The organism is Streptomyces sp. NPDC002574 (assembly GCF_042889545.1).
In the GTDB taxonomy this organism is placed as follows: Bacteria; Actinomycetota; Actinomycetes; order Streptomycetales; family Streptomycetaceae; genus Actinacidiphila.
On the sequence record NZ_JBIARB010000004.1, the window covers coordinates 218,638 to 238,560 of the forward strand.

Annotated in this window: 18 protein-coding genes; 13 read left to right on the top strand and 5 right to left on the bottom strand. The window is 71.7% G+C overall.

Annotated features, from left to right (window positions below):
• The first annotated feature begins 78 nt into the window (after nt 1-78).
• The gene (locus tag ACFYXS_RS10820; protein ID WP_389246186.1) at nt 79-744 is read left to right on the top strand and encodes a hypothetical protein; all 666 of its coding nucleotides are present in this window, start codon (nt 79-81) and stop codon (nt 742-744) included.
• On the opposite strand, the gene ACFYXS_RS10825 is transcribed toward ACFYXS_RS10820, so the two are convergent.
• From ACFYXS_RS10825 to ACFYXS_RS10840, 4 genes are all read right to left on the bottom strand, one after another.
• Nucleotides 729-1,253, bottom strand: a complete 525-nt coding sequence (locus tag ACFYXS_RS10825; protein ID WP_389246188.1) for an SRPBCC family protein — start codon at nt 1,251-1,253, stop codon at nt 729-731. The two genes, ACFYXS_RS10820 and ACFYXS_RS10825, sit on opposite strands and share 16 nt — an antisense overlap.
• Nucleotides 1,254-1,406: 153 nt before the next feature.
• Nucleotides 1,407-1,799, bottom strand: coding sequence for a PPOX class F420-dependent oxidoreductase (locus ACFYXS_RS10830; RefSeq protein WP_389246190.1), 393 nt, complete (start codon nt 1,797-1,799; stop codon nt 1,407-1,409).
• 148 nt (nt 1,800-1,947) lie between these two features.
• Nucleotides 1,948-2,742: an SDR family NAD(P)-dependent oxidoreductase gene (locus tag ACFYXS_RS10835; RefSeq protein ID WP_389246192.1), complete on the bottom strand. Its 795-nt coding sequence runs from the start codon at nt 2,740-2,742 to the stop codon at nt 1,948-1,950.
• A gap of 114 nt (nt 2,743-2,856) precedes the next feature.
• Complete coding sequence (locus ACFYXS_RS10840; protein WP_389246194.1) at nt 2,857-3,432, bottom strand: TetR/AcrR family transcriptional regulator; 576 nt, start codon at nt 3,430-3,432, stop codon at nt 2,857-2,859.
• A 217-nt stretch (nt 3,433-3,649) separates the two neighbouring features.
• Here ACFYXS_RS10840 and ACFYXS_RS10845 point away from each other — a divergent pair, with 217 nt between their 5' ends.
• Both ACFYXS_RS10845 and ACFYXS_RS10850 read left to right on the top strand, forming a co-directional pair.
• Nucleotides 3,650-5,599 (top strand): GTP-binding protein, encoded by a 1,950-nt coding sequence (locus ACFYXS_RS10845; protein WP_389246196.1) that lies wholly within the window; start codon nt 3,650-3,652, stop codon nt 5,597-5,599.
• 88 nt (nt 5,600-5,687) lie between these two features.
• The gene (locus ACFYXS_RS10850; protein ID WP_389246198.1) at nt 5,688-6,683 is read left to right on the top strand and encodes a PHB depolymerase family esterase; all 996 of its coding nucleotides are present in this window, start codon (nt 5,688-5,690) and stop codon (nt 6,681-6,683) included.
• Nucleotides 6,684-6,698: 15 nt separating this feature from the next.
• On the opposite strand, the gene ACFYXS_RS10855 is transcribed toward ACFYXS_RS10850, so the two are convergent.
• Nucleotides 6,699-7,238: a DUF1697 domain-containing protein gene (locus ACFYXS_RS10855; RefSeq protein ID WP_389246200.1), complete on the bottom strand. Its 540-nt coding sequence runs from the start codon at nt 7,236-7,238 to the stop codon at nt 6,699-6,701.
• Between the two features lie 102 nt (nt 7,239-7,340).
• Here ACFYXS_RS10855 and ACFYXS_RS10860 point away from each other — a divergent pair, with 102 nt between their 5' ends.
• The 10 genes from ACFYXS_RS10860 to argF all read left to right on the top strand — a co-directional run bounded on the left by ACFYXS_RS10860 (nt 7,341) and on the right by argF (nt 19,849).
• Complete coding sequence (locus ACFYXS_RS10860; protein ID WP_389246202.1) at nt 7,341-8,567, top strand: AAA family ATPase; 1,227 nt, start codon at nt 7,341-7,343, stop codon at nt 8,565-8,567.
• 11 nt (nt 8,568-8,578) lie between these two features.
• Nucleotides 8,579-8,977, top strand: coding sequence for a nucleotide pyrophosphohydrolase (locus ACFYXS_RS10865; protein WP_389246205.1), 399 nt, complete (start codon nt 8,579-8,581; stop codon nt 8,975-8,977).
• A gap of 217 nt (nt 8,978-9,194) precedes the next feature.
• A complete protein-coding gene (locus ACFYXS_RS10870; RefSeq protein ID WP_389246207.1) occupies nt 9,195-9,650 on the top strand; it encodes a DUF6099 family protein in 456 nt (151 codons plus the stop codon).
• Nucleotides 9,651-9,816: 166 nt separating this feature from the next.
• A complete protein-coding gene (locus ACFYXS_RS10875; RefSeq protein ID WP_389246209.1) occupies nt 9,817-10,740 on the top strand; it encodes an LLM class F420-dependent oxidoreductase in 924 nt (307 codons plus the stop codon).
• Nucleotides 10,741-10,781: 41 nt separating this feature from the next.
• On the top strand, nt 10,782-11,684 hold the full coding sequence (gene mmuM, locus ACFYXS_RS10880; RefSeq protein WP_389246211.1) for a homocysteine S-methyltransferase: 903 nt from the start codon (nt 10,782-10,784) through the stop codon (nt 11,682-11,684).
• Nucleotides 11,685-11,736: 52 nt separating this feature from the next.
• Nucleotides 11,737-13,185 (top strand): 3' terminal RNA ribose 2'-O-methyltransferase Hen1, encoded by a 1,449-nt coding sequence (locus tag ACFYXS_RS10885; RefSeq protein ID WP_389246213.1) that lies wholly within the window; start codon nt 11,737-11,739, stop codon nt 13,183-13,185.
• Nucleotides 13,182-15,728, top strand: coding sequence for a polynucleotide kinase-phosphatase (locus tag ACFYXS_RS10890; RefSeq protein WP_389246215.1), 2,547 nt, complete (start codon nt 13,182-13,184; stop codon nt 15,726-15,728). Before ACFYXS_RS10885 ends, ACFYXS_RS10890 begins: the two co-directional genes overlap by 4 nt.
• A gap of 75 nt (nt 15,729-15,803) precedes the next feature.
• Nucleotides 15,804-17,027, top strand: coding sequence for an arginine deiminase (locus ACFYXS_RS10895; protein ID WP_389246217.1), 1,224 nt, complete (start codon nt 15,804-15,806; stop codon nt 17,025-17,027).
• Nucleotides 17,028-17,370: 343 nt separating this feature from the next.
• A complete protein-coding gene (locus ACFYXS_RS10900; RefSeq protein ID WP_389246878.1) occupies nt 17,371-18,537 on the top strand; it encodes an alanine--tRNA ligase-related protein in 1,167 nt (388 codons plus the stop codon).
• 286 nt (nt 18,538-18,823) lie between these two features.
• The gene (gene argF / locus ACFYXS_RS10905) at nt 18,824-19,849 is read left to right on the top strand and encodes an ornithine carbamoyltransferase (RefSeq protein WP_389246219.1); all 1,026 of its coding nucleotides are present in this window, start codon (nt 18,824-18,826) and stop codon (nt 19,847-19,849) included.
• Nucleotides 19,850-19,923 lie beyond the last annotated feature (74 nt).

Here is a 19,923-nt window from a genome sequence, read left to right on the forward strand (position 1 = left end):
GGAGCCCGGGCCCGGCCGGCGGCCGGCATTGCCCTGGGCGGGTGCGGGTGCGCCGACGGCATGCTCTTGGATGTGGGCATGACCGTTCACGACATCGCCCGGCGCCTGCCAGGCATCCCCGTACTTCGTGACCACTGCCGTGCGTTGGCCATGCTGGACGCGATCCTCAGCCCTGAGTGGGCCGACCGCTACTACTCCTACGACTCCCGGTGGTCCGGGACCGAGGAGATGGCCTCGATGCGTGACGGCTCGGGCAACGAATACGCGATCGTCTTCTCGCCGGCGGGTGCCTATGTCTGCGGCTTCGCCCATGAGTCGCACATGAGCCCTTACGCGGCCGACGGCCCCTGGCCGGGTGTGCTCGACGAGGTCCCCGAGGTCTTCCGTCCGTATGTCGAGGAGCCGGCGTTCTCGGACGAGGACGGCACTCCGGTGGTGACCGTCTGTATGTGGCGGCAGCCGCAGGACGACGCCTGGCGGGCGGGGACGATCGAGTTCCCCGAGGACGGGACGGAGGACCCGGACGGTGCGGGTTATCTCTTCGCTTTGCCGGCCGACCGCTCGGCGGAGGCCTATCGGGAGTTCGCCGAGGGCTGCTACGAGGTCGCGGTCGACCTGGAGGCCGTCCGGCACGTCCATGAGCTGCGCCCGCTGACCGCGGAGGTGATAGCCGCCCTCAACCCGGACGTGGACCCGGCCGATCTCGTCAAGGACATCGAGCAGATCGGCTATCCCCTCGGCTGAGCACCCGCTCCGACGCGGGCTCGGTCCTCCGCGGCGGCCTTGACGGCGGCCAGCCATATCCCGTGCTGGGCGCGGAGCTTGCCCGGGCTGAACAGGAGGCGGACGAGCGGGGCCGCCATCGACTCCTCGATGCGCAGGACGGTCCCGCCGTCCGGCGTCGCCGTGAGCACCTGGCGGTCCACCGCCTTGACACCCATGGCGACGCCGGTCCAGGTGAGCTCTCGCCCCGCGTCGACCACGGCGAAGCGGGACCTGATGGTGGTCCGGCCCATGGCCCAGATGAACTCGGCGTCCTCGGTCACGCCGTCGTCGAGCCGTACGATCCGGCGGCCGGGCAGTACGGACGACCAGCCGGAGGGGTCGGCGATGATGCGCCAGACCCGCTCCGGCGGCGCCTCGATCCGGGTCTCCGACGCGCTCACGACCGGCGCGTCGGCGTCGATGCGCCGGCGCTTGGCGAACTGGTCGTGCAGGGTCTGGCGGCTCGGGCCGCGATAGAGCAGTTTCATGGCGAACCCCGTTCATGAACGGTGAGGCATGCTTCGAACTGTGAGCAATGCTCTCGTGGTGCATTGCTCAAAGTCAAGAGCAGTGCTCTCGAACGAGTGAAGTGAGGTTCGCCCGGCAACCGTCCGGCGGCGCGGAGGCGGTCAGGTGTCGGGTCAGCCCGTGCCGCTGATGCTCTCCGGAGCGATGACGAAGAGGACGCGCACCTGGTCACGCCCGCCGAACCACGGGTAGGGCCCGCCCATGTACTTGTGGGACAGCTTCTCGATGTGCTCCGCGGCGCCGTCGGTCGTCACCTCGACCACGCGCCCCCGGACCTGGAAGTAGCGGGACGGGTGCTCGGGGTCCGAGATCGTCACCGCCACGCGCGGATCCCGCTGGATGTTCCGGGTCTTCACGTGGCTCTGGACGCTGTTGACGAGCACGTGCTCGCCGTCGGTGTCGACCCAGGTCTGGGTCAGCTGCGGCGAGCCGTCGGGCATCGTCGTCGCGAGGTAGCACGTACTGGGGCGGTTCAGCAGGTCGAGCAGTTCGGCGGAAAGCTTCACGGTGATCCCTCGGTGCGGCGGTTCCTGGCGGGCGCAGCCTACGGGGCGCCCGGTCCGCCCTCGGACGGCTCCCCCTGTCACTTCGCGGGTGCCGCTCGCCCCCCCCGCGCCGCCCCCTCGCAGGGGGCGACGGTTCCCGGGGCGGCGCTCAGATCGTCTTGTTCTGGCCGCCGTCGATGAGGAACTCGGCGCCGGTGATGTTGGCCGCCACCGGCGAGGCCAGGAAGAGCGCGAGGTCGGCGACCTCGTGCGGCTCGGTGATCCGGCCCGTGCTGATGCCCATGCTCTGCGGTACGACCACGTCGAGGGCTTCTTGCGCCGTGGTGCCGGCGGCGCTGGCGGTGGCGTCGGCGAAGGCGCCCGGGGCGGTCCAGAAGGGGGTGCGGACCGGGCCGGGGGAGACCGCGTTCACGCGCACGCCGCGCGGCGCGAACTCCTCCGAGAGCGCCTTGGTCAGGCTGGTCAGCGCGGCCTTCGCCGCGGAATAGTCCACGACCATCGGGAAGGGCAGCCGGGCGTTGATCGAGCTGATGTTGACGATCGAGGCGCCCTCGGCCGCGAGCAGGTGCGGGAGCGCCGCGCGGCTCGTGCGCACCGCGCTGAAGAAGGTCAGGTCGAAGATCCGCCGCCACTCGGCGTCGTTGACCTCCAGGAAGCCGGAACGGGCGTCCGCGCCGCCGAGGTTGTTGACGAGGATGTCGATCCGGTCGTGCTGCTCCACGGCGCGCCGCACCAGCGTCTCGGCCCCCTCGGTGGTGGACAGGTCGACCGGGACGACCGTGACGTCGTAGGTGTCGCGCAGCGCGTCGAGTTCGGGGGTGGAGCCGCGGCTGCCCGCGACGACGTGGACCCCTTCCCGGCCCATCGCCTCGACGATGGCCAGGCCGATGCCCTTGCTGGCCCCGGTGACGACGGCGACCTTGTCCTTGAGGCGCAGTTCCATGACACGTCCTTTTCTGGATTGATTGATAAACAATGATGGTGCGGGGAGCTGTGGGCCGGTGCCATTGCGGCGCCGCCACTGTGGTGAGGGTGTGCGGGGGAGCGGTGAGGTGCGTCAGTCCAGGCTGTGCAACGCGGTCGCGACCGCGTCCTGTGTGAATGTCCGGCCGAGGCGTGCCTGGCCGACGACCCGGAGGCCCTGGACGAAGGTGGTCAGGAAACGGGCCAGTTCCACCGGATTCTTGTCCTCGGACAGCTCACCGCGGGACTTCGCCCGTTCCAGGGCGCCCGCGAGGGCGGACTCGACCGTGCGCATGGCGGTCGCGACGCGGTCCACCGTGTCGGGGTCGTCGCCGCGCTCGGTGGCGGCGTTGACGACGAGGCATCCCCGGCTGGGGTCGGCCAGGTCGGCCTCGACCATCTCCGAGAGCACCTGGTGCACCGCGGGCCGGATCTCGGTCGCGTTCTCCAGGATCTCCGTCAGGCCGCCGGCCTGCTGTGCGCAGTAGCGTTCCAGGGCCCGGGCGTAGAGCTGCTCCTTCGACCCGAAGGCGGAGTACAGGCTGCCGCTCCCGATCGACAGCTCCTTGAGCAGGTCCTGCAGGGACGTCTCGGCGTAGCCGCGGCGCCAGAACAGGTCCATCGCGCGATCGATGGCCTGGTCGGTGTCGAACTCCCGGGTGCGTCCCATGTGCTACACCCTAGCATGGTTCTGGATTGATCGATAAAAAATCTTCGCGACCCGCCTTCCATCCCCCCTCCATCGGCCCTAATTCGGTTGCCCGCAGCGCGCGCCCTCTGTTGCACTGCCGGGAAAGACCGTTTCGACCCAGGAGAAGTGATCATGCGGGGACTGTCGATGTCCATTCAGCCGGGAATCATTACCTACGCGAAGGACACGACGTTCCATGCACGTGCTGAACCTGGGAATCCTGGCGCATGTTGACGCCGGAAAGACCAGCCTCACCGAGCGGCTCCTGCATACCGCCGGCGTCATCGACGAGATCGGCAGCGTCGACGACGGCAGTACCCGGACCGACTCCATGGCGCTGGAACGACAGCGCGGCATCACCATCAAGTCCGCCGTCGCCTCCTTCGGGATCGGCGACATCACGGTCAATCTGATCGACACGCCCGGTCACCCCGACTTCATCGCCGAGGTCGAGCGGGTGCTCGGCGTCCTCGACGGCGCCGTTCTGGTCGTCTCGGCGGTCGAGGGTGTCCAGGCCCAGACCCGGGTCCTGATGCGAACCCTCCGGCGGCTGCGGATCCCCACCCTGGTGTTCGTCAACAAAACGGACCGCGCCGGGGCCCGCTGCGACGAGGTCCTGCGGGCCGTCACCGGCAAGCTCGCCGCCACCAGTGTCGCGATGTGCCGCGTCGAGCACCCGGGTACGCGCGCCGCGCGCACCCTCGCGTGCACAGCGGACGACGCGGACTTCACGGCCCGGCTGGCCGAGGTCCTCGCCGACGGCGACGACACCCTGCTCGCCGCCTATGTGAGGGACGAGGCGGCCCTTCCGTACGGCCGGCTGCGCGCCGCACTCGCCGAGCAGACCCGCGGCGCGCGGGTCCACCCGGTGTACTTCGGCTCCGCTATCACAGGCGCCGGCGTGGACGCCCTGGTCGACGGCATCACCGAACTGCTGCCCGCCGCGGGGGGCGATGCCGGGGGCCCTGTTTCGGGCACCGTCTTCAAGGTGGGCCGCGGGGCCGCCGGGGAGAAGATCGCCTACGTCCGCATGTTCTCGGGCACCGTCGGCGTCCGGGACCGGCTGCGCTACGGGGCGCGGGGGGAGGAGGGCAAGGTCACCGCGGTCAGCGTCTTCGACCAGGGGACCGACGTCCCGTCCCCGTCCGTGTCCGCGGGGCGGATCGGCAGGCTGTGGGGGCTCGGCGGCGTCCGCATCGGCGACACCATTGGCGAGCCGGACGGCACGCCACCAGGAGGCGGCCGCCACTTCTCCCCGCCGACCTTGGAGACGGTCGTGGTCCCGTGCCGGGGCGCCGACCGGGCCGCCCTGCACCTGGCGCTGAGCCGCCTCGCGGAACAGGACCCGCTCATCAACCTGCGGCAGGACGACGCCCGCCGGGAACTGTCCGTGTCGCTCTACGGCGAGGTGCAGAAGGAGGTCATCCAGGCGACCCTGGCGGACGACTTCGGCGTGGACGTCACCTTCCGCGAGACGACGACGATCCACATCGAACGCCCCATGGGCACCGGCTGCGCCGCCGAGATCCTGCACGCGGACTCCAATCCGTTCCTGGCCACCGTGGGACTGCGCGTCGATCCCGCACCCGTCGGCAGTGGCGTGGACTTCCGTCTGGAGGTCGAACTCGGCTCCATGCCCTACGCGTTCATCCGCGCCGTCGAGGAGACCGTCCATGCGGTGCTGCGGAGTGGCGGGATCCACGGCTGGCAGGTCACCGACTGCACGGTCACGATGACGCACTCCGGGTACGCCGCCCGCCAGAGCCATGCTCATGCCGTCTTCGACAAGAGCATGTCGAGCACGGCCGGGGACTTCCGCGGTCTCACGGCAGTGGTGCTGGCGCGCGCCCTGCGGCAGGCCGGCACCAGGGTGTACGAGCCGGTGCACCGCTTCGGCCTCGAGATCCCGGCGGACGTCTACGGCACGGTCCTGCCGGTGCTCGGACGGCTGCGCGCGGTGCCGCGCACCTCGTCCCCGCACGGGGCCTCGTACGTCGTCGAGGGCGACATCCCCGCCGCGTCCGTCCACGCCCTGGAGCAGCGGCTGCCGTCGCTGACCCGAGGCGAGGGCGTGCTGGAGTACGACTTCGACCACTACCAGGAGGTGGCGACTCCCCGGTCCTCCGGCGGCGAACGCCGCTCCTGAGCCGCGGCCCGGACACCACGCCCGGGCCGCGCGATGTGGTGCCCCGTCCCATGTCGGGCAGGGGACGGGGCACTTACCGTCCGACACCATGACCACACACGCAGCCGCACATCGCACGGGCCGCCTGCGCGCGGTCCTGCTCGTCCTGATCGCGGCGCTCGCCGCCGCCTTCCTGCCGCCCACCACCGCCCGGGCCGCGGGCACGATCGAGGAGGTGACCGGCTTCGGCAGCAATCCCGGAGCCCTGAAGATGTACCGGTACGTCCCCGCCGGGCTCCCCCAGGGGCGGCCCGTCGTCGTCGCCCTGCACGGCTGTACGCAGAACGCCCGCGACTACGGGACGCAGAGCGGGTGGACGACGCTCGCCGACCGGTGGGGCTTCTCGGTGGTCCTGCCCGGCCAGACCACCGCCAACAACATCAGCCAGTGCTTCGACTGGTTCCAGCCCGGCGACATCGCCCGCGGCCAGGGCGAGGCCGCGTCCGTCCGGCAGATGACCGCGCGCCAGATCACCGACACGGCCGCCGATCCGGGGCGCGTCTACGTGACCGGGCTGTCCGCGGGCGGCGGCATGACCGCGGTCATGATGGCCGCGTACCCGGACGTGTACGCGGGCGGAGGAGTCGTCGCCGGACTGCCCTACGGGTGCGCGCAGGCCGCGGGTTCGCCGTACGTGTGCATGTACGTCGGCGCGACGCAGACGCCCCACCAGTGGGGCGACCGAGTACGCGCCGCCTACCCCGGGTACACGGGTCCGTGGCCGAAGCTGACCGTCTTCCAGGGAACGGCCGACTACACCGTCAAGCCCGTCAACATGGACGACCTGGTGCGGCAGTGGACGGACGTCCACGGCGCGGACCAGACCGCCGACGCGAGCGACACCGTCGCCGGCTTCCCGCACCGTACGTACAACGACCCCTCCGGCGCCCCGGTCGCGGAGACGTACAGCATCACCGGCATGGGGCACGGACAGCCCGTCGCCCCCGGAACCGGCGCGACCCGGTGCGGGACGGCCGCGGCCTACGTCCTCGACGTCAACCTCTGTGCCGCCTGGAGGCTCGGCCAGAGCTGGGGGCTGGGTTGATCCCGGCCGCCGGGGTCACTCCCCGGCCATCGCCGCCAGCTTGGTGACGGTGTTCCAGTTGCGGGCCGTGGCCGTCAGGCCCAGTCGCTTCTCCCAGAAGGCGTGCGAGAGACGGGTCTTCTGCACGCCTTCCGGGCAGTGCACGTAGATCTCCCGCTCGCCCGGGCGGAACTCGTCCGGGGCGAAGCCGGCCGGGTCGAGGCCGGCGATCCGGTCCGGTTCGACCGGGCCGGACAGGAAGGTGACGAGGAAGCGCGCCGGGTTGACGCCGGTCATGTCGAACGGATTGCGTTCGATCACCGTGCGCAACTCGGCCGCCTCGCGCACCACGCACGGCACGTCGCGGCCGAACTCGCCACGGATCGCCTTCTCCAGCTCCGCCGCGAGTGCCACCGGATCGCCGCGGTCGTGGTCGAACAGCGCGTTGCCGCTCTGGAGATGGGTGCGTACCTGCGTGCCGCCGATGCCCTCCAGCAGCATCCGCAGATCCTGCATGGGGAGCCTGGTCGTCGGCCCGACATTGATCCCGCGCAGGAGCGCCACGTATCCGGTCACGGGGCCACAGTAACCACGGGCTCGCGGGAGGTACCCACTTTCGGAGGACCGATGGCCCGGCGGAACGGTTCCGCACCCCGCGGCACCGATACGTTCGCGTGCATGAGCACGAACAGTCACCGGCCTTCCGTGACCGAGCTGCGGCTCTCCGCCTTCAAGTCGCACCGCGGCGCGAGCTTCCCGCTCGGCCCGCTCACCCTGCTCGCCGGGCCGAGCGGATCGGGCAAGTCCAGCGTGCTGGAGGCGCTGGGCGTGCTCGGGCAGCTTGCCGCCGGGGAGGAGCTGGAAGCGGTCTTCGACGGGGTGCGCGGGGGAGTGGCGGCCTGTGTGCCGGACGGCGCCCAGCCTGACGCCGAGGGCCGGCGCGGATTCCGTATCGGCTGCACGGTGAGCGGTCCCGTCGGCCCGGTGCAGCTCGATGTCGCTGTGCAGACCGAGCCCGAACTGCGCATCGTGGGCGAGCGGTTGGTCGGCGTCGGCGAGACGCTGCTGTCCACAGCGCTGCGTGATCCCGGCCGGCGCCAGGTCCAGGCGGCCTGGTACACGGCGGGGCTGGTCCCGGTCACCCGGGCACCCTTGCCGGACGACCGGCTCGCCACCTCACTGCTGCCGCTGCGCGTCGCGGGGACCACGGACGGGCAGCGCATGGTGCTGGCGGCGGCCGAACAGGTCGTCCTCGCGCTGCGCGGGGTCTTCCCCGTCGACCCGCGCCCGCAGGGCATGAGGTCGCCTGCCGCGGTGTCGGACGGGATGCTGCGCGGCGGCTGCGACAACCTCTCGGCGGTGCTGCGCCGCACCCAGGGCGAGTGCCGCACCCGGCACGCCGCGCTGGTGGGCGCCCTGCGAGAGGTGTGCAGGCCGCCCGTGGAAGGACTGACCGTGGTCCCCGGGGCGCGGCTCGATCCGGGTCCGGACAGCGTGCTCGCGGCGATCGACCGGGGGCCCTTCGGGCTGGTGCCGGTGGACCGGCTCGGTGACGGGGAACTGCGCTTCCTGGCCCTGGCCCTCGTCCTGCTCACCGGACCGGGTGTGCTGGAGGTCGACACCAGCGGCGAGGTACCGGACGCGGTCCAGGTGCTGACCGTCCTCGCCGACGGCCTGGACGCGGGCCTGGACCGGGCGCAGTCACGGAAACTGCTGGACCTCGCCTGGCAGGTGGCCGAGCGCGGTCACATCCGGCTGGTGGGGACGGTCCACGACGAGACGGTGGCGGAGGGCGCCGAGGGCGTGACGCTGCTGCGCCTCGGGGTCCCGGCGGAGGACCGGGAACGCGTCCCCGTCCAGGGAACAGGGCCGGACGCGGAGCGCACCGACGCGGCGATGCGGTAGACCTCTCCGGTGTGACCGATGATCTGCAGGCCCTGCAGCGCCGGCTGACCGCCTTCGCGGCGGCCCGGCACTGGGAGGGCTACCACACGCCGAAGAACCTGGCCGTGGCGCTGAGCGTCGAGGCGTCCGAGCTGCTGGAGATCTTCCAGTGGCTCACGCCCGAGGAGGCGGCCCGGGTGATGGAGGACCCGGAGAGCGCGCACCGGGTCAGGGACGAGGCCGCGGACGTCCTCGCGTACCTCCTGCAGTTCTGCGCGGTGCTGGGCGTCGATCTGCCGGCCGCGCTCTCGGCCAAGATCGACCGGAACGAGCTGCGCTTCCCGCTGCCGGCCGCGCCGCGGGAGCCGGAACGGCCCGAGGGCGCCGAGGCGGCCGAGAGTGCGCCGGACGAGGAGGGACTCGGCGGCTGAGGCCGTCGGGTCGCCCCGCTGCTCCGCTGCCCCGCCGTCCGAGGCGAGCGGGAGGTTCGGGCCCGCTGGACCCTCTCGCTCACTCGGTCGGGTGAGCGAGTTTTCCACAGGCCCGATGTTGTCCACAGTTCCGCACCAGGCCCTTTCGCCGAGGGTCGCCATCCGTCACGCTGAGTGACCACGGGAGTTTCCCGTGGGTCTCTGGCGGAGGTGCGAGATGGACGCGGTACGACTGATCCGGGCGACGCGGCACGCGCTGCAGGGTGGCGGGGCGGAGCGTGACCTGATGGCCGAGGCCTGGCAGGCCCAGGCGCTGACGCAGGCGATCGGCAGCCATCTCGCCCTGCACGGGGCCCCGGAACTGCGGACGCTGGGCTTCTGGGTCTGCGAGGCGAGCGGCCGGGCGTGCGGTTCGACGGGGCCGCCCGGCGCGAGTGCCGGTCCGCTGCGTGCCGCGATACTCACCGAGGTCCGCGAGCCGGCGGGTGCGCTGCGCGAACTGCGCGAATTGCTGGCGGAGCTCTGCATGGCCCTGGTGTCGGTCGCGTGCACGGCCGAGTCCGATACCGAGTACTGGCAGTGCATCGAGGCGGTCGACGCCGCCGACGAGTCCAAGGACCGGGTCGGCGCCCTGCTGCGCGCGGTCGAGTCGTCGCAACGGCACAGCGTGTGATCCGCACCGGCGCGGCACTGGATCTGCGGTCGCGGGGCGTAGAGCATCGACAACTCGGCTTTATATAACGGGAGTTGGACGACATTTGCCACACCGTGGACCGTGCCGCGGCCGCGGAGCCATCGGTCGGCGATCACTTTCGCGGCACGAGGTGCAGGATGGAAGCATGGATCTTCGAATTTTCACGGAGCCCCAGCAGGGGGCCACCTACGACACCCTTCTCACCGTCGCCAAAGCCACCGAGGAGCTCGGCTTCGACGCCTTCTTCCGCTCCGACCACTACCTGAAGATGGGCGGTGCGGACGGTCTGCCCGGGCCCACCGACGCGTGGATAACCCTGGCCGGCCTCGCCCGTGAGACCTCCCGCATCCGGCTCGGCACGCTGATGACGGCGGCGACCTTCCGGCTGCCGGGCGTGCTCGCCATCGAGGTCGCGCAGGTGGACCAGATGTCCGGAGGACGCGTCGAGCTGGGCATCGGGGCCGGGTGGTACGCGGAGGAGCACGCCGCGTACGGCATCCCGTTCCCGAAGGCGAAGTTCGCGCGGCTGGAGGAGCAGCTCGCCGTCATCACCGGCCTGTGGTCCACGCCCGTCGGGGAGACCTTCGACTTCGACGGCAAGCACTACACGCTCAAGGATTCGCCCGCGCTGCCCAAGCCGGCCCAGGCCAAGGTGCCCGTCCTCATCGGCGGACACGGCGCCGAGCGCACCCCGCAGCTCGCCGCCCGCTACGCCGACGAGTTCAATCTGCCCTTCGGCTCGCTGGAGGACACGGCCAGGCAGTTCACCCGGGTGCGGAAGGCGGCCGAGGAGCACGGCCGTGGCAAGGACGACATCGTCTACTCCAACGCCCTGGTGGTGTGCGTCGGCAAGGACGACGCCGAGGTCGCCCGCCGTGCCGCCGTCATCGGCCGCGAGGTCGACGAGCTCAAGGCCAACGGCCTGGCCGGTTCTCCCTCCGAGGTCGTCGACAAGATCCACCGCTACGCGGAACTCGGCGCGAGCCGCTTCTACCTGCAGATCCTCGACCTGTCCGACCTCGACCACCTGGAACTGATCGCCTCGGGCGTCCAGCCGCAGCTGGACTGACGGGCACCGTCCCGCCCACCGCACAGCAAGGAGCACCCGCGATGTCCGTACCGACCAGGGCTTTGGCGCAGGCCCTCGCCGAGGGCGCTGTGGCCCTCGACGGCGGCCTGTCCAATCAGCTCGCCGGGCAGGGCTGCGACCTGTCCGGCGAGCTGTGGTCCGCCCGGCTGCTCGCCGACGACCCGGAGCAGATCGAGGCGGCCCACGCGGCCTACGTCCGGGCGGGCGCGCGGGTGCTCATCACCGCCGGTTACCAGGCGACCTACGAGGGCTTCGCCCGGCGCGGAATCGGCACAGACGCCGCGACCGGGCTGTTGCGGCGCAGTGTCGAACTCGCCAGGGCCGCGGCGGACCGTGTGGACGAGGAGGTGTGGGTGGCGGCGTCGGTCGGTCCGTACGGCGCGATGCTCGCGGACGGCAGCGAGTACCGCGGGCGCTACGGACTGACCATCGCGGAACTGGAGCGTTTCCACCGGCCCCGGATCGAGACCCTGGCCGAGGCGGGGCCCGACGTCCTGGCGCTGGAGACCGTGCCGGACACCGACGAGGCCGAGGCGCTGCTGCGCGCGGTCGACGGACTCGGTGTGCCCGTGTGGCTCACGTACACCGTCGAGGGCGACGCGACCCGCGCCGGCCAGCCGTTGGAGGAGGCGTTCCGGATCGCCGCCGACAGCGACGCCGTGATCGGCGTCGGGGTCAACTGCTGCTCCCCGGCGGACGTGGACCGGGCGGTGGAGACGGCGGCCGGGACGCAGCTCCCCGTCGTGGTGTATCCCAACAGCGGCGAGACGTGGGACGCCACGGCCCGGGCCTGGCGCGGCGGTTCCTCCTTCGACCCGGATCGGGTCCGCGCATGGGAGAAGGCCGGGGCCCGTCTCATCGGCGGGTGCTGCCGGGTCGGTCCCGGCGAGATATCCGGCCTGGCCGCTGCCCTCACCCGCTGACGGCCGGGAAAACCGCTGGTCGCGTCAGGCGGGGCAGGGTGATACTCGGGCGGTGTTCCTGACGATATCGACCACTGGCAGCGGCGGCGCTCCCGCCACGGACCTCGGCTTCCTGCTGCACAAGCACCCGGAGAAGACGCAGATCTTCTCGACGTCCTACGGCGACGCCCATGTGTTCTACCCCGAGGCGTCCGAGCAACGGTGCACCGCCGCGTTGCTCCTGGAGGTCGATCCCGTGGCGCTGGTGCGGCGCGGCAAGGGCCGTGGCGGCGCACCCGACTCCGCGCTCGCGCAGTACGTCAACGACCGCCCGTACGCGGCGTCGTCACTGCTCGCGGTCGCCCTGCGCACGGTCTTCGCCAGCGCGCTCAAGGGTGTGTGCAACGCGCGTCCGGAACGCGCGGCGAACCCGTTGCCGCTGCGGATCGCGATCCCCGTCGTTCCCGCGCGCGGCGGCGCCGCCCTGGTGCGCCGGCTGTTCGAGCCGCTGGGCTGGACGGTCGAGGCCGAACCGGTCGTGCTGGACGCGCAGTTCCCCGCCTGGGGCGACTCGCGGTACGTACGGCTGGTGCTGGAGGGCGAGCTGCGCCTCGCCGAGGCACTGCGTCATCTGTATGTGCTGCTGCCGGTGATGGACGACGCCAAGCACTACTGGGTGTCGCCCGATGAGGTCGACAAGCTGCTGCGGATGGGGGAGGGCTGGCTCGCGGACCACCCCGAGCAGCGGCTGATCACCAGCCGATACCTCGCCCGGCGCTGGTCGCTGACCCGGCAGGCCATGGAGCGGCTGGAGCTGGCCCGGCTGGCCGAGGCAGACGACAGCGAGCCCGAGGCACTGGACAACGCGGTGGACGAGGAGGTGGACACCGAGGAGAAGCCGGTACCCCTGGCCGTGCAGAGGCGGCAGGCGATCCTGACGGCGCTGCGCGCCGGCGGTGCCGCCCGTGTCCTCGACCTCGGCTGCGGGCAGGGCCAGCTGGTCGGCGAACTGCTGAAGGACGCCCGCTTCACCGAGATCGTCGGTGTCGACGTCTCGATGCGGGCGCTCGGCGAGGCCACACGCCGGCTGCGCCTGGACCGCATGGGCGACCACCGGGCGGCACGGGTGCGGCTGATGCAGGGCTCGCTCGCGTACACCGACACCCGGCTGAAGGGGTACGACGCGGCCGTGCTCAGCGAGGTCGTCGAGCACCTCGACCTGCCGAGGCTGCCGGCGCTGGAGTACGCCGTGTTCGGCACGGCCCGGCCCGCGACCGTCGTCGTGACCACGCCGAACGTCGAGTACAACGTGCGCTGGGAGACGCTGCCGGCCGGACACGTCCGGCACGCCGACCACCGCTTCGAGTGGACCCGCGAGGAGTTCCGCTCCTGGACCGGGCAGGTGGCGCAGCGACACGGCTACGACGTCCGCTACGTCCCCGTCGGGCCGGACGACCCCGAGGTCGGCCCGCCCACTCAGATGGCAGTCTTCACCACGACCGCGAAGGAGGCGGTGGCATGACCGGCAAGCGCACCCTGCCCGTGACCGACCTGTCCCTCGTGGTCCTGATCGGCACCACCGGCTCGGGCAAGTCCACCTTCGCCCGGCGCCACTTCAAGCCCACCGAGGTGATCTCCTCCGACTTCTGCCGCGGCCTGGTCAGCGACGACGAGAACGACCAGAGCGCCAGTGGCGACGCCTTCGACGTCCTGCACTACATCGCGGGCAAGCGCCTGGCCGCCGGCCGGCTCACCGTCGTCGACGCCACCAGCGTCCAGCAGGAGAGCCGTCGCCAGCTGGTCCGGCTCGCCCGTGAGTACGACGTGCTGCCCATCGCGATCGTCCTGGACGTCCCCGAGCAGGTCTGCATCGAGCGCAACGCGGCCCGTCCCGACCGCGCCCACCTGCCGCGGCACGTCGTGCAGCGCCAGCACCGCGAACTGCGCCGTTCCCTGCGGCAGCTGGAGCGCGAGGGCTTCCGCAAGGTGCACGTGCTGCGTGGCGCGGAGGAGGTCGAGGCGGCGGAGGTCGTCCTGGAGCGCCGCTTCAACGACAAGCGCGAGCTCACCGGCCCGTTCGACATCATCGGCGACGTCCACGGCTGCAGCTCCGAGCTGGAGACCCTGCTCGGCAAGCTCGGCTACACCGACGGCGCGCACCCCGAGGGCCGCACCGCCGTCTTCGTCGGCGACCTCGTCGACCGCGGACCCGACAGCCCCGGTGTGCTGCGCCGCGTCATGGGCATGGTCGAGTCCGGCAACGCCCTGTGCGTGCCCGGCAACCACGAGAACAAGCTCGGCCGGTACCTCAAGGGCAAGAAGGTCCAGCACACCCACGGACTCGCCGAGACGATCGAGCAGTTGGAGAAGGAGGACGCGAAGGACCCCGCCTTCCGCCAGCAGGTCCAGGAGTTCATCGAGGGACTGGTCAGCCACTACGTGCTGGACGGCGGCAAGCTGGTGGTCTGCCACGCGGGCCTGCCCGAGAAGTACCACGGCCGCACCTCCGGCCGGGTCCGCTCGCACGCGCTGTACGGCGACACCACCGGCGAGACCGACGAGTTCGGCCTGCCCGTGCGCTACCCCTGGGCCGAGGACTACCGCGGCCGCGCCACCGTCGTCTACGGCCACACACCCGTGCCGGACACCTCGTGGATCAACAACACGATCTGCCTGGACACCGGCGCCGTTTTCGGCGGCCGGATGACCGCGCTGCGCTGGCCCGAGCGCGAGATCGTCGACGTGCCCGCCGAGCGGGTCTGGTACGAGCCGGCCAAGCCGCTCGTCGCCGAGGCCCCCGGCGGCCACGAGGGGCGGCCGCTGGCCCTCGCCGACGTCACCGGCCGGCGGATCGTGGAGACCGCGCACCACGGCCGGGTCGCCGTCCGCGAGGAGAACGCGGCGGCCGCACTGGAGGTCATGAGCCGCTTCGCGGTCGACCCGCGCCTGCTGGCCTACCTGCCGCCGACGATGTCGCCGTGCGCGACCTCGCACGCCGAGGGGTACCTGGAGCACCCGCACGAGGCGTTCGCCGCCTACCGCGAGGACGGTGTGCGCGAGGTGCTGTGCGAGGAGAAGCACATGGGCTCCCGCGCGGTGGCCCTGGTCTGCCGCGACGCCGAGGCCGCACGCGTCCGCTTCGGCGTGACCGACGGCACCACCGGCACCCTGCACACCCGCACCGGCAGGCCGTTCTTCGACGACCCCGCCGTCACGGAGGCGGTGCTCGACCGGCTCCGGGCCGCCGTCACCGCCGCCGGGCTGTGGGACGAGCTCGGCACGGACTGGCTGCTGCTCGACGCCGAGCTGCTGCCCTGGTCGCTGAAGGCCTCCGGTCTGCTGCGCAAGCAGTACGCGGCCGTGGGCGCGGCCTCCGGCGCCGTCTTCCCGGAGGCTCTGGCCGCCCTGGAGGCCGCGGCGGCGCGCGGCACCGATGTGGCCGGGCTGATGGGACGCCAGCGCGAGCGCGCCGCGGACGCCGCCGCCTTCACCGAGGCGTACCGGCGCTACTGCTGGACGACCGAGGGGCTGGACGGGGTGCGCCTCGCGCCGTTCCAGATCCTGGCCGTCCAGGGCCGCAGCCTGGCCGCGCTGCCGCACGACGAGCAGCTCGCGCTCATCGACCGGCTGGTCGCGGGCGACCCGACCGGGCTGCTGCAGGAGACCCGGCGGCTGCTGGTCGACACCGGCGACGAGGAGTCGGTGGCCGCCGGCACCCGCTGGTGGCTGGAGATGACGGAGGCCGGCGGCGAGGGCATGGTCGTCAAGCCGCTGCGGGCGCTGCTGCGCACCGAGGACGGCAACCGGCTGGTGCAGCCCGGCATCAAGTGCCGCGGCAGGGAGTATCTGCGGATCATCTACGGTCCGGAGTACACCCGGCCCGACCAGCTGGCCCGCCTGCGCTCCCGGGCGCTCGGCCACAAGCGCTCGCTCGCGCTGCGCGAGTACGCCCTCGGTCTGGAGGCGCTGGACCGGATGGCCGCGGGCGAGCCCCTGTGGCGGGTGCACGAGGCGGTCTTCGCCGTCCTGGCGCTGGAGTCGGAGCCGGTGGACCCCCGTCTGTGACGGGTGAGGGGCGGGCACGCGGGTGCCCGCCCCTTCCAGGCGGTAAACCCCCGCCAAGTGGGAATGTCTAGCCCCATGGCATTCCATGTGGACTCCGAGGCCGGGCGGCTGCGCAGCGTCATCCTCCACCGCCCCGGCCTGGAGCTGAAGAGGCTCACGCCGTCGAACAAGGACGCCCTGCTCTTCGACGACGTCCTGTGGGTGCGCCGGGCGCGCGCCGAGCACGACGGCTTCGCCGACGTGCTGCGCGACCGGGGGGTGACGGTCCACCTCTTCGGCGATCTGCTGAGCGAGTCGCTGGCCCTGCCCGAGGCCCGGCGCCTCGTCCTGGACCGGGTCTTCGACGAGAAGGAGTACGGGCCGGTCGTCACCGACCACCTGCGCGCCGCGTTCGAGGAGCTGACCGCCGCCGAGCTGACCGAGGCGCTGGTCGGCGGCATGACCAAGCGGGAGTTCCTGGCCCGGTTCGCGGAGCCGACCTCGGTGCGCTTCCACGTCATGGAGCTGGACGACTTCCTGCTCAATCCGCTGCCGAACCACATCTTCACCCGGGACACCTCCGCCTGGGTGTACGACGGCGTGAGCATCAACGCGATGCGCTGGCCCGCCCGGTGGCACGAGACCGTCCACTACGAGGCGGTCTACCGGCACCACCCGCTCTTCGCCGGCGCGGGCTTCAACGTGTGGTCCGAGGGCCAGGCCGCCTACCCCTCCACCATCGAGGGCGGCGACGTGCTGGTGATCGGCAACGGCGCCGCGCTGATCGGGATGAGCGAGCGCACGACTCCGCAGGCCGTGGAGATGCTGGCGCAGCGCCTGTTCAACGCGGGTTCGGCGACCACCATCGTGGCGCTGGACATGCCCAAGCGGCGGGCCTTCATGCACCTGGACACCGTGATGACCATGGTGGACGGCGACACCTTCACCAAGTACGCGGGCCTGGGCATGCTGCGCTCGTACACCATCGAGCCCGGCGCGGGGGAGCGGGACCTCAAGGTCACCGACCACCCGCCGGAGCACATGCACCGTGCCATCGCCGCCGCCCTCGGCCTCGACGACATCCGGGTGTTGACCGCCACCCAGGACGTGCACTCCGCGGAGCGCGAGCAGTGGGACGACGGGTGCAACGTGCTGGCGGTGGAGCCGGGTGTGGTCCTGGCGTACGAGCGCAACAGCACCACCAACACCTTTCTGCGCAAGCGCGGCATCGAGGTGATCGAGATCCCCGGGAGCGAACTGGGCCGGGGCCGTGGCGGTCCGCGCTGCATGAGCTGCCCGGTGGTGCGCGACGCCGTGTGACGCCCTGCTGACGACATGGCGGTGACCGGGCACTCCGGCCGGCGGGTCCGGCCGGTGTGTCGGGGCGGTGCGTCCCGGCGGTAAATCGTGTGCCCCGCGAACACCGGAGGGGCTACGCTCGGCCCTGTGAACGTCATGGGCCGAAGCACCACCGCGACCGCGCGAGCGACCAGCTCGCCGGTTGCCGCCGCCTGACGTACGTCCTGCTTCCACCGGCGACCGGAAACGGTCCGCCGATGGCTCCATGGCTTCCCCGCCCCGGTTCCGACGATCGTGCGGACTGTTGTCCGGTGCCTCCCCGCTGCACACGCGAAGGAGTCATCCCATGTACACCGACCGGGTCATGAGCACCGATCAGATCGTCCGCACGTTCGTCGAGTACTACGAGGAGCGCGGCCATCGCCGGATCACCGGCTCGACCCTGCTGCCGCCGCCGGGGGACCCGGTGCTCTTCACCACCTCGGGCATGCACCCGCTCACTCCGTACCTCAAGGGGCGCCCGCACCCGCTCGGCCGGCGGCTGGTCAACCTGCAGCGCTGTCTGCGCACCACGGACCTCGACGAGGTCGGCGACAGCACCCATCTGACCGTCTTCGAGATGCTCGGCACCTGGTCGCTCGGCGACTACGAGGGCCCGTCGAGCCTCGAGTGGGGCTACGGACTGCTCACCGAGGGGTTCGGCATCGATCCGGGCCTGCTGCATGCCACGGTCTTCGGCGGCGACGACCGGAGCGGCCCGGACACCGCTTCCCTGGAGTTGTGGCAGGGGCTGGGGGTGGCGGTGGAGCTCACCGTCGAGGACAACTGGTGGTCCAACGGACCGACCGGCCCGTGCGGCCCCGACTCGGAGATCTTCCTGTGGACCGGGGACACCCCGCCCCGGTCCACGCCGACCGGGGACGACCGCTGGGTGGAGGTGTGGAACCACGTGATGATGCGCCATCGACGGCTCGCCGACGGTTCACTCGTGCCGCTCCCTCAGCGCAATGTCGACACCGGCCTCGGTCTGGAACGGCTGGCCTCGCTGCTGCAGGGGCGGACGTCGGTGTTCGAGTGCGACGTCTTCGCCCCCTGGCGCCGCCTCGTGCCGGCCCTGTGGCCGTTGGACGAACCGTCGCTGCGGCTGGTCCTCGACCACCTGCGCTCGGCTGTCGTGGTGATCGGCGACGGGACGCTGCCGAGCAACACCGGCCGCGGCTATGTGCTGCGCCGGCTGATCCGGCGGGTGCTCACCGTGCTGCGGCGGGACGATCCGTCGCGCGGCCTGGGAGACCTGCCGGACGAGCTGGTCCGGCACACCCTGGAGCACTTCCGGCAGGATAGGGACCCGGACACCGTACGCCGGGTGCTGATCGAGGAGGAGCACCGCTTCGCCCGGCTCCTGGAGCGCGGCCGCCAGGTGCTGGCCCGTCCCCGGTTCCGCGGCCCGCTGGGTGAGGAGGACTTCCGCTATCTCCACGACACCCACGGCCTGCCGCGCGACCTTGTCCTGAGCCTCCGGCCGGAGTGACGGCTGGGGTCGCGGCGACGCGTCCAGGCGGTCCGCAGGTGTGACGCATCCGCGTGGTGGATCCCCGGTCGGGTCGGCGGGGATCCACCGTGCAGCAGGGTGACCCGGCACTCCGTTCGGTGCGACCGACGCCGTGCCGACACGAGACTCGGTACGCCGGGTCACAGTGGCGTCACCCACTCTTCATCCCGAGGCTCTGTATAAACATGCGAATTGGCGTATATACTTCCACGTCATTGGTGCACGCGTGTTCGGCGCCCGGCCGACGACGACCTAGGAGCCCCTCATGGCCATCGACCTCGCCGGTCGTCCCTTCCTCAAGGAGCTGGACTTCGCCCCCGAGGAGTTCCGCGGCCTGGTCGAGCTGGCGGGCGAGCTGAAGGCGGCCAAGAAGGCGGGCGCCGAGGTGCGGCGGCTGGCGGGCCGGAACATCGCGCTGATCTTCGAGAAGACCTCGACCCGCACCCGTTGCGCCTTCGAGGTCGCCGCCGCGGACCAGGGTGCCGCCACGACGTACCTGGACCCCTCCGGTTCCCAGCTCGGCCACAAGGAGTCGGTCAAGGACACGGCGCGGGTGCTGGGCCGGATGTTCGACGGCATCGAGTACCGCGGCACCGGCCAGGAGATCGTCGAGGAACTCGCCGCACACGCCGGTGTCCCGGTGTGGAACGGGCTCACCGACCAGTGGCACCCCACGCAGATGCTCGCCGACGTCCTCACCATGACCGAGCACGCCGGCCGCACGGCCGGTGACGCCGCCGGCATCGCGTACGCCTATCTCGGCGACGCCCGCTCCAACATGGGCAACTCCCTGCTGGTGACCGGGGCCCTGCTGGGCATGGACGTGCGCATCGTGGCCCCGAAGCGGCTGTGGCCGGACGAGTCGGTCGTCGCCGAGGCGCACCGGCTGGCCGCCGCGACCGGCGCCCGCGTCACGCTCACCGAGGACGTCGCCGAGGGCGTGGCGGGCGCGGAGTTCGTCCACACCGACGTCTGGGTCTCGATGGGCGAGCCCAAGGAGGTCTGGGACGAGCGCATCGGGCTGCTCGCCCCCTACGCCGTGACCGCGGACGTCCTGCGGGCGACCGGCCGGGCCGACGTGAAGTTCATGCACTGCCTGCCCGCCTTCCACGACCTCGGCACGAAGCTGGGCCGGGAGATCCACGAACGGCACGGCCTGACCTCGCTGGAGGTCACCGACGAGGTCTTCGAGTCGCCGCACTCGGTCGTCTTCGACCAGGCGGAGAACCGGATGCACACCATCAAGGCGGTCCTCGTCGCCACCCTCGCGGGCGGCACGCCTATCGCGTAGTCGTGACGGCGGTCACGAAGGAGTGATAAGTTCGCGGTGAAGGCAGTCTGCCTCCCCCGCGAAGGAGGACGTGC

Coding starts and splice junctions, on each gene's coding strand:
- ACFYXS_RS10820 (WP_389246186.1), top strand. CDS start 79: ATGACCGTTCACGACATCGCCCGGCGCCTGCCAGGCATCCCCGTACTT.
- ACFYXS_RS10825 (WP_389246188.1), bottom strand. CDS start 1,253: ATGAAACTGCTCTATCGCGGCCCGAGCCGCCAGACCCTGCACGACCAG.
- ACFYXS_RS10835 (WP_389246192.1), bottom strand. CDS start 2,742: ATGGAACTGCGCCTCAAGGACAAGGTCGCCGTCGTCACCGGGGCCAGC.
- ACFYXS_RS10840 (WP_389246194.1), bottom strand. CDS start 3,432: ATGGGACGCACCCGGGAGTTCGACACCGACCAGGCCATCGATCGCGCG.
- ACFYXS_RS10845 (WP_389246196.1), top strand. CDS start 3,650: ATGCACGTGCTGAACCTGGGAATCCTGGCGCATGTTGACGCCGGAAAG.
- ACFYXS_RS10850 (WP_389246198.1), top strand. CDS start 5,688: ATGACCACACACGCAGCCGCACATCGCACGGGCCGCCTGCGCGCGGTC.
- ACFYXS_RS10860 (WP_389246202.1), top strand. CDS start 7,341: ATGAGCACGAACAGTCACCGGCCTTCCGTGACCGAGCTGCGGCTCTCC.
- ACFYXS_RS10870 (WP_389246207.1), top strand. CDS start 9,195: ATGGACGCGGTACGACTGATCCGGGCGACGCGGCACGCGCTGCAGGGT.
- ACFYXS_RS10875 (WP_389246209.1), top strand. CDS start 9,817: ATGGATCTTCGAATTTTCACGGAGCCCCAGCAGGGGGCCACCTACGAC.
- mmuM (WP_389246211.1), top strand. CDS start 10,782: ATGTCCGTACCGACCAGGGCTTTGGCGCAGGCCCTCGCCGAGGGCGCT.
- ACFYXS_RS10890 (WP_389246215.1), top strand. CDS start 13,182: ATGACCGGCAAGCGCACCCTGCCCGTGACCGACCTGTCCCTCGTGGTC.
- ACFYXS_RS10895 (WP_389246217.1), top strand. CDS start 15,804: ATGGCATTCCATGTGGACTCCGAGGCCGGGCGGCTGCGCAGCGTCATC.
- ACFYXS_RS10900 (WP_389246878.1), top strand. CDS start 17,371: ATGAGCACCGATCAGATCGTCCGCACGTTCGTCGAGTACTACGAGGAG.
- argF (WP_389246219.1), top strand. CDS start 18,824: ATGGCCATCGACCTCGCCGGTCGTCCCTTCCTCAAGGAGCTGGACTTC.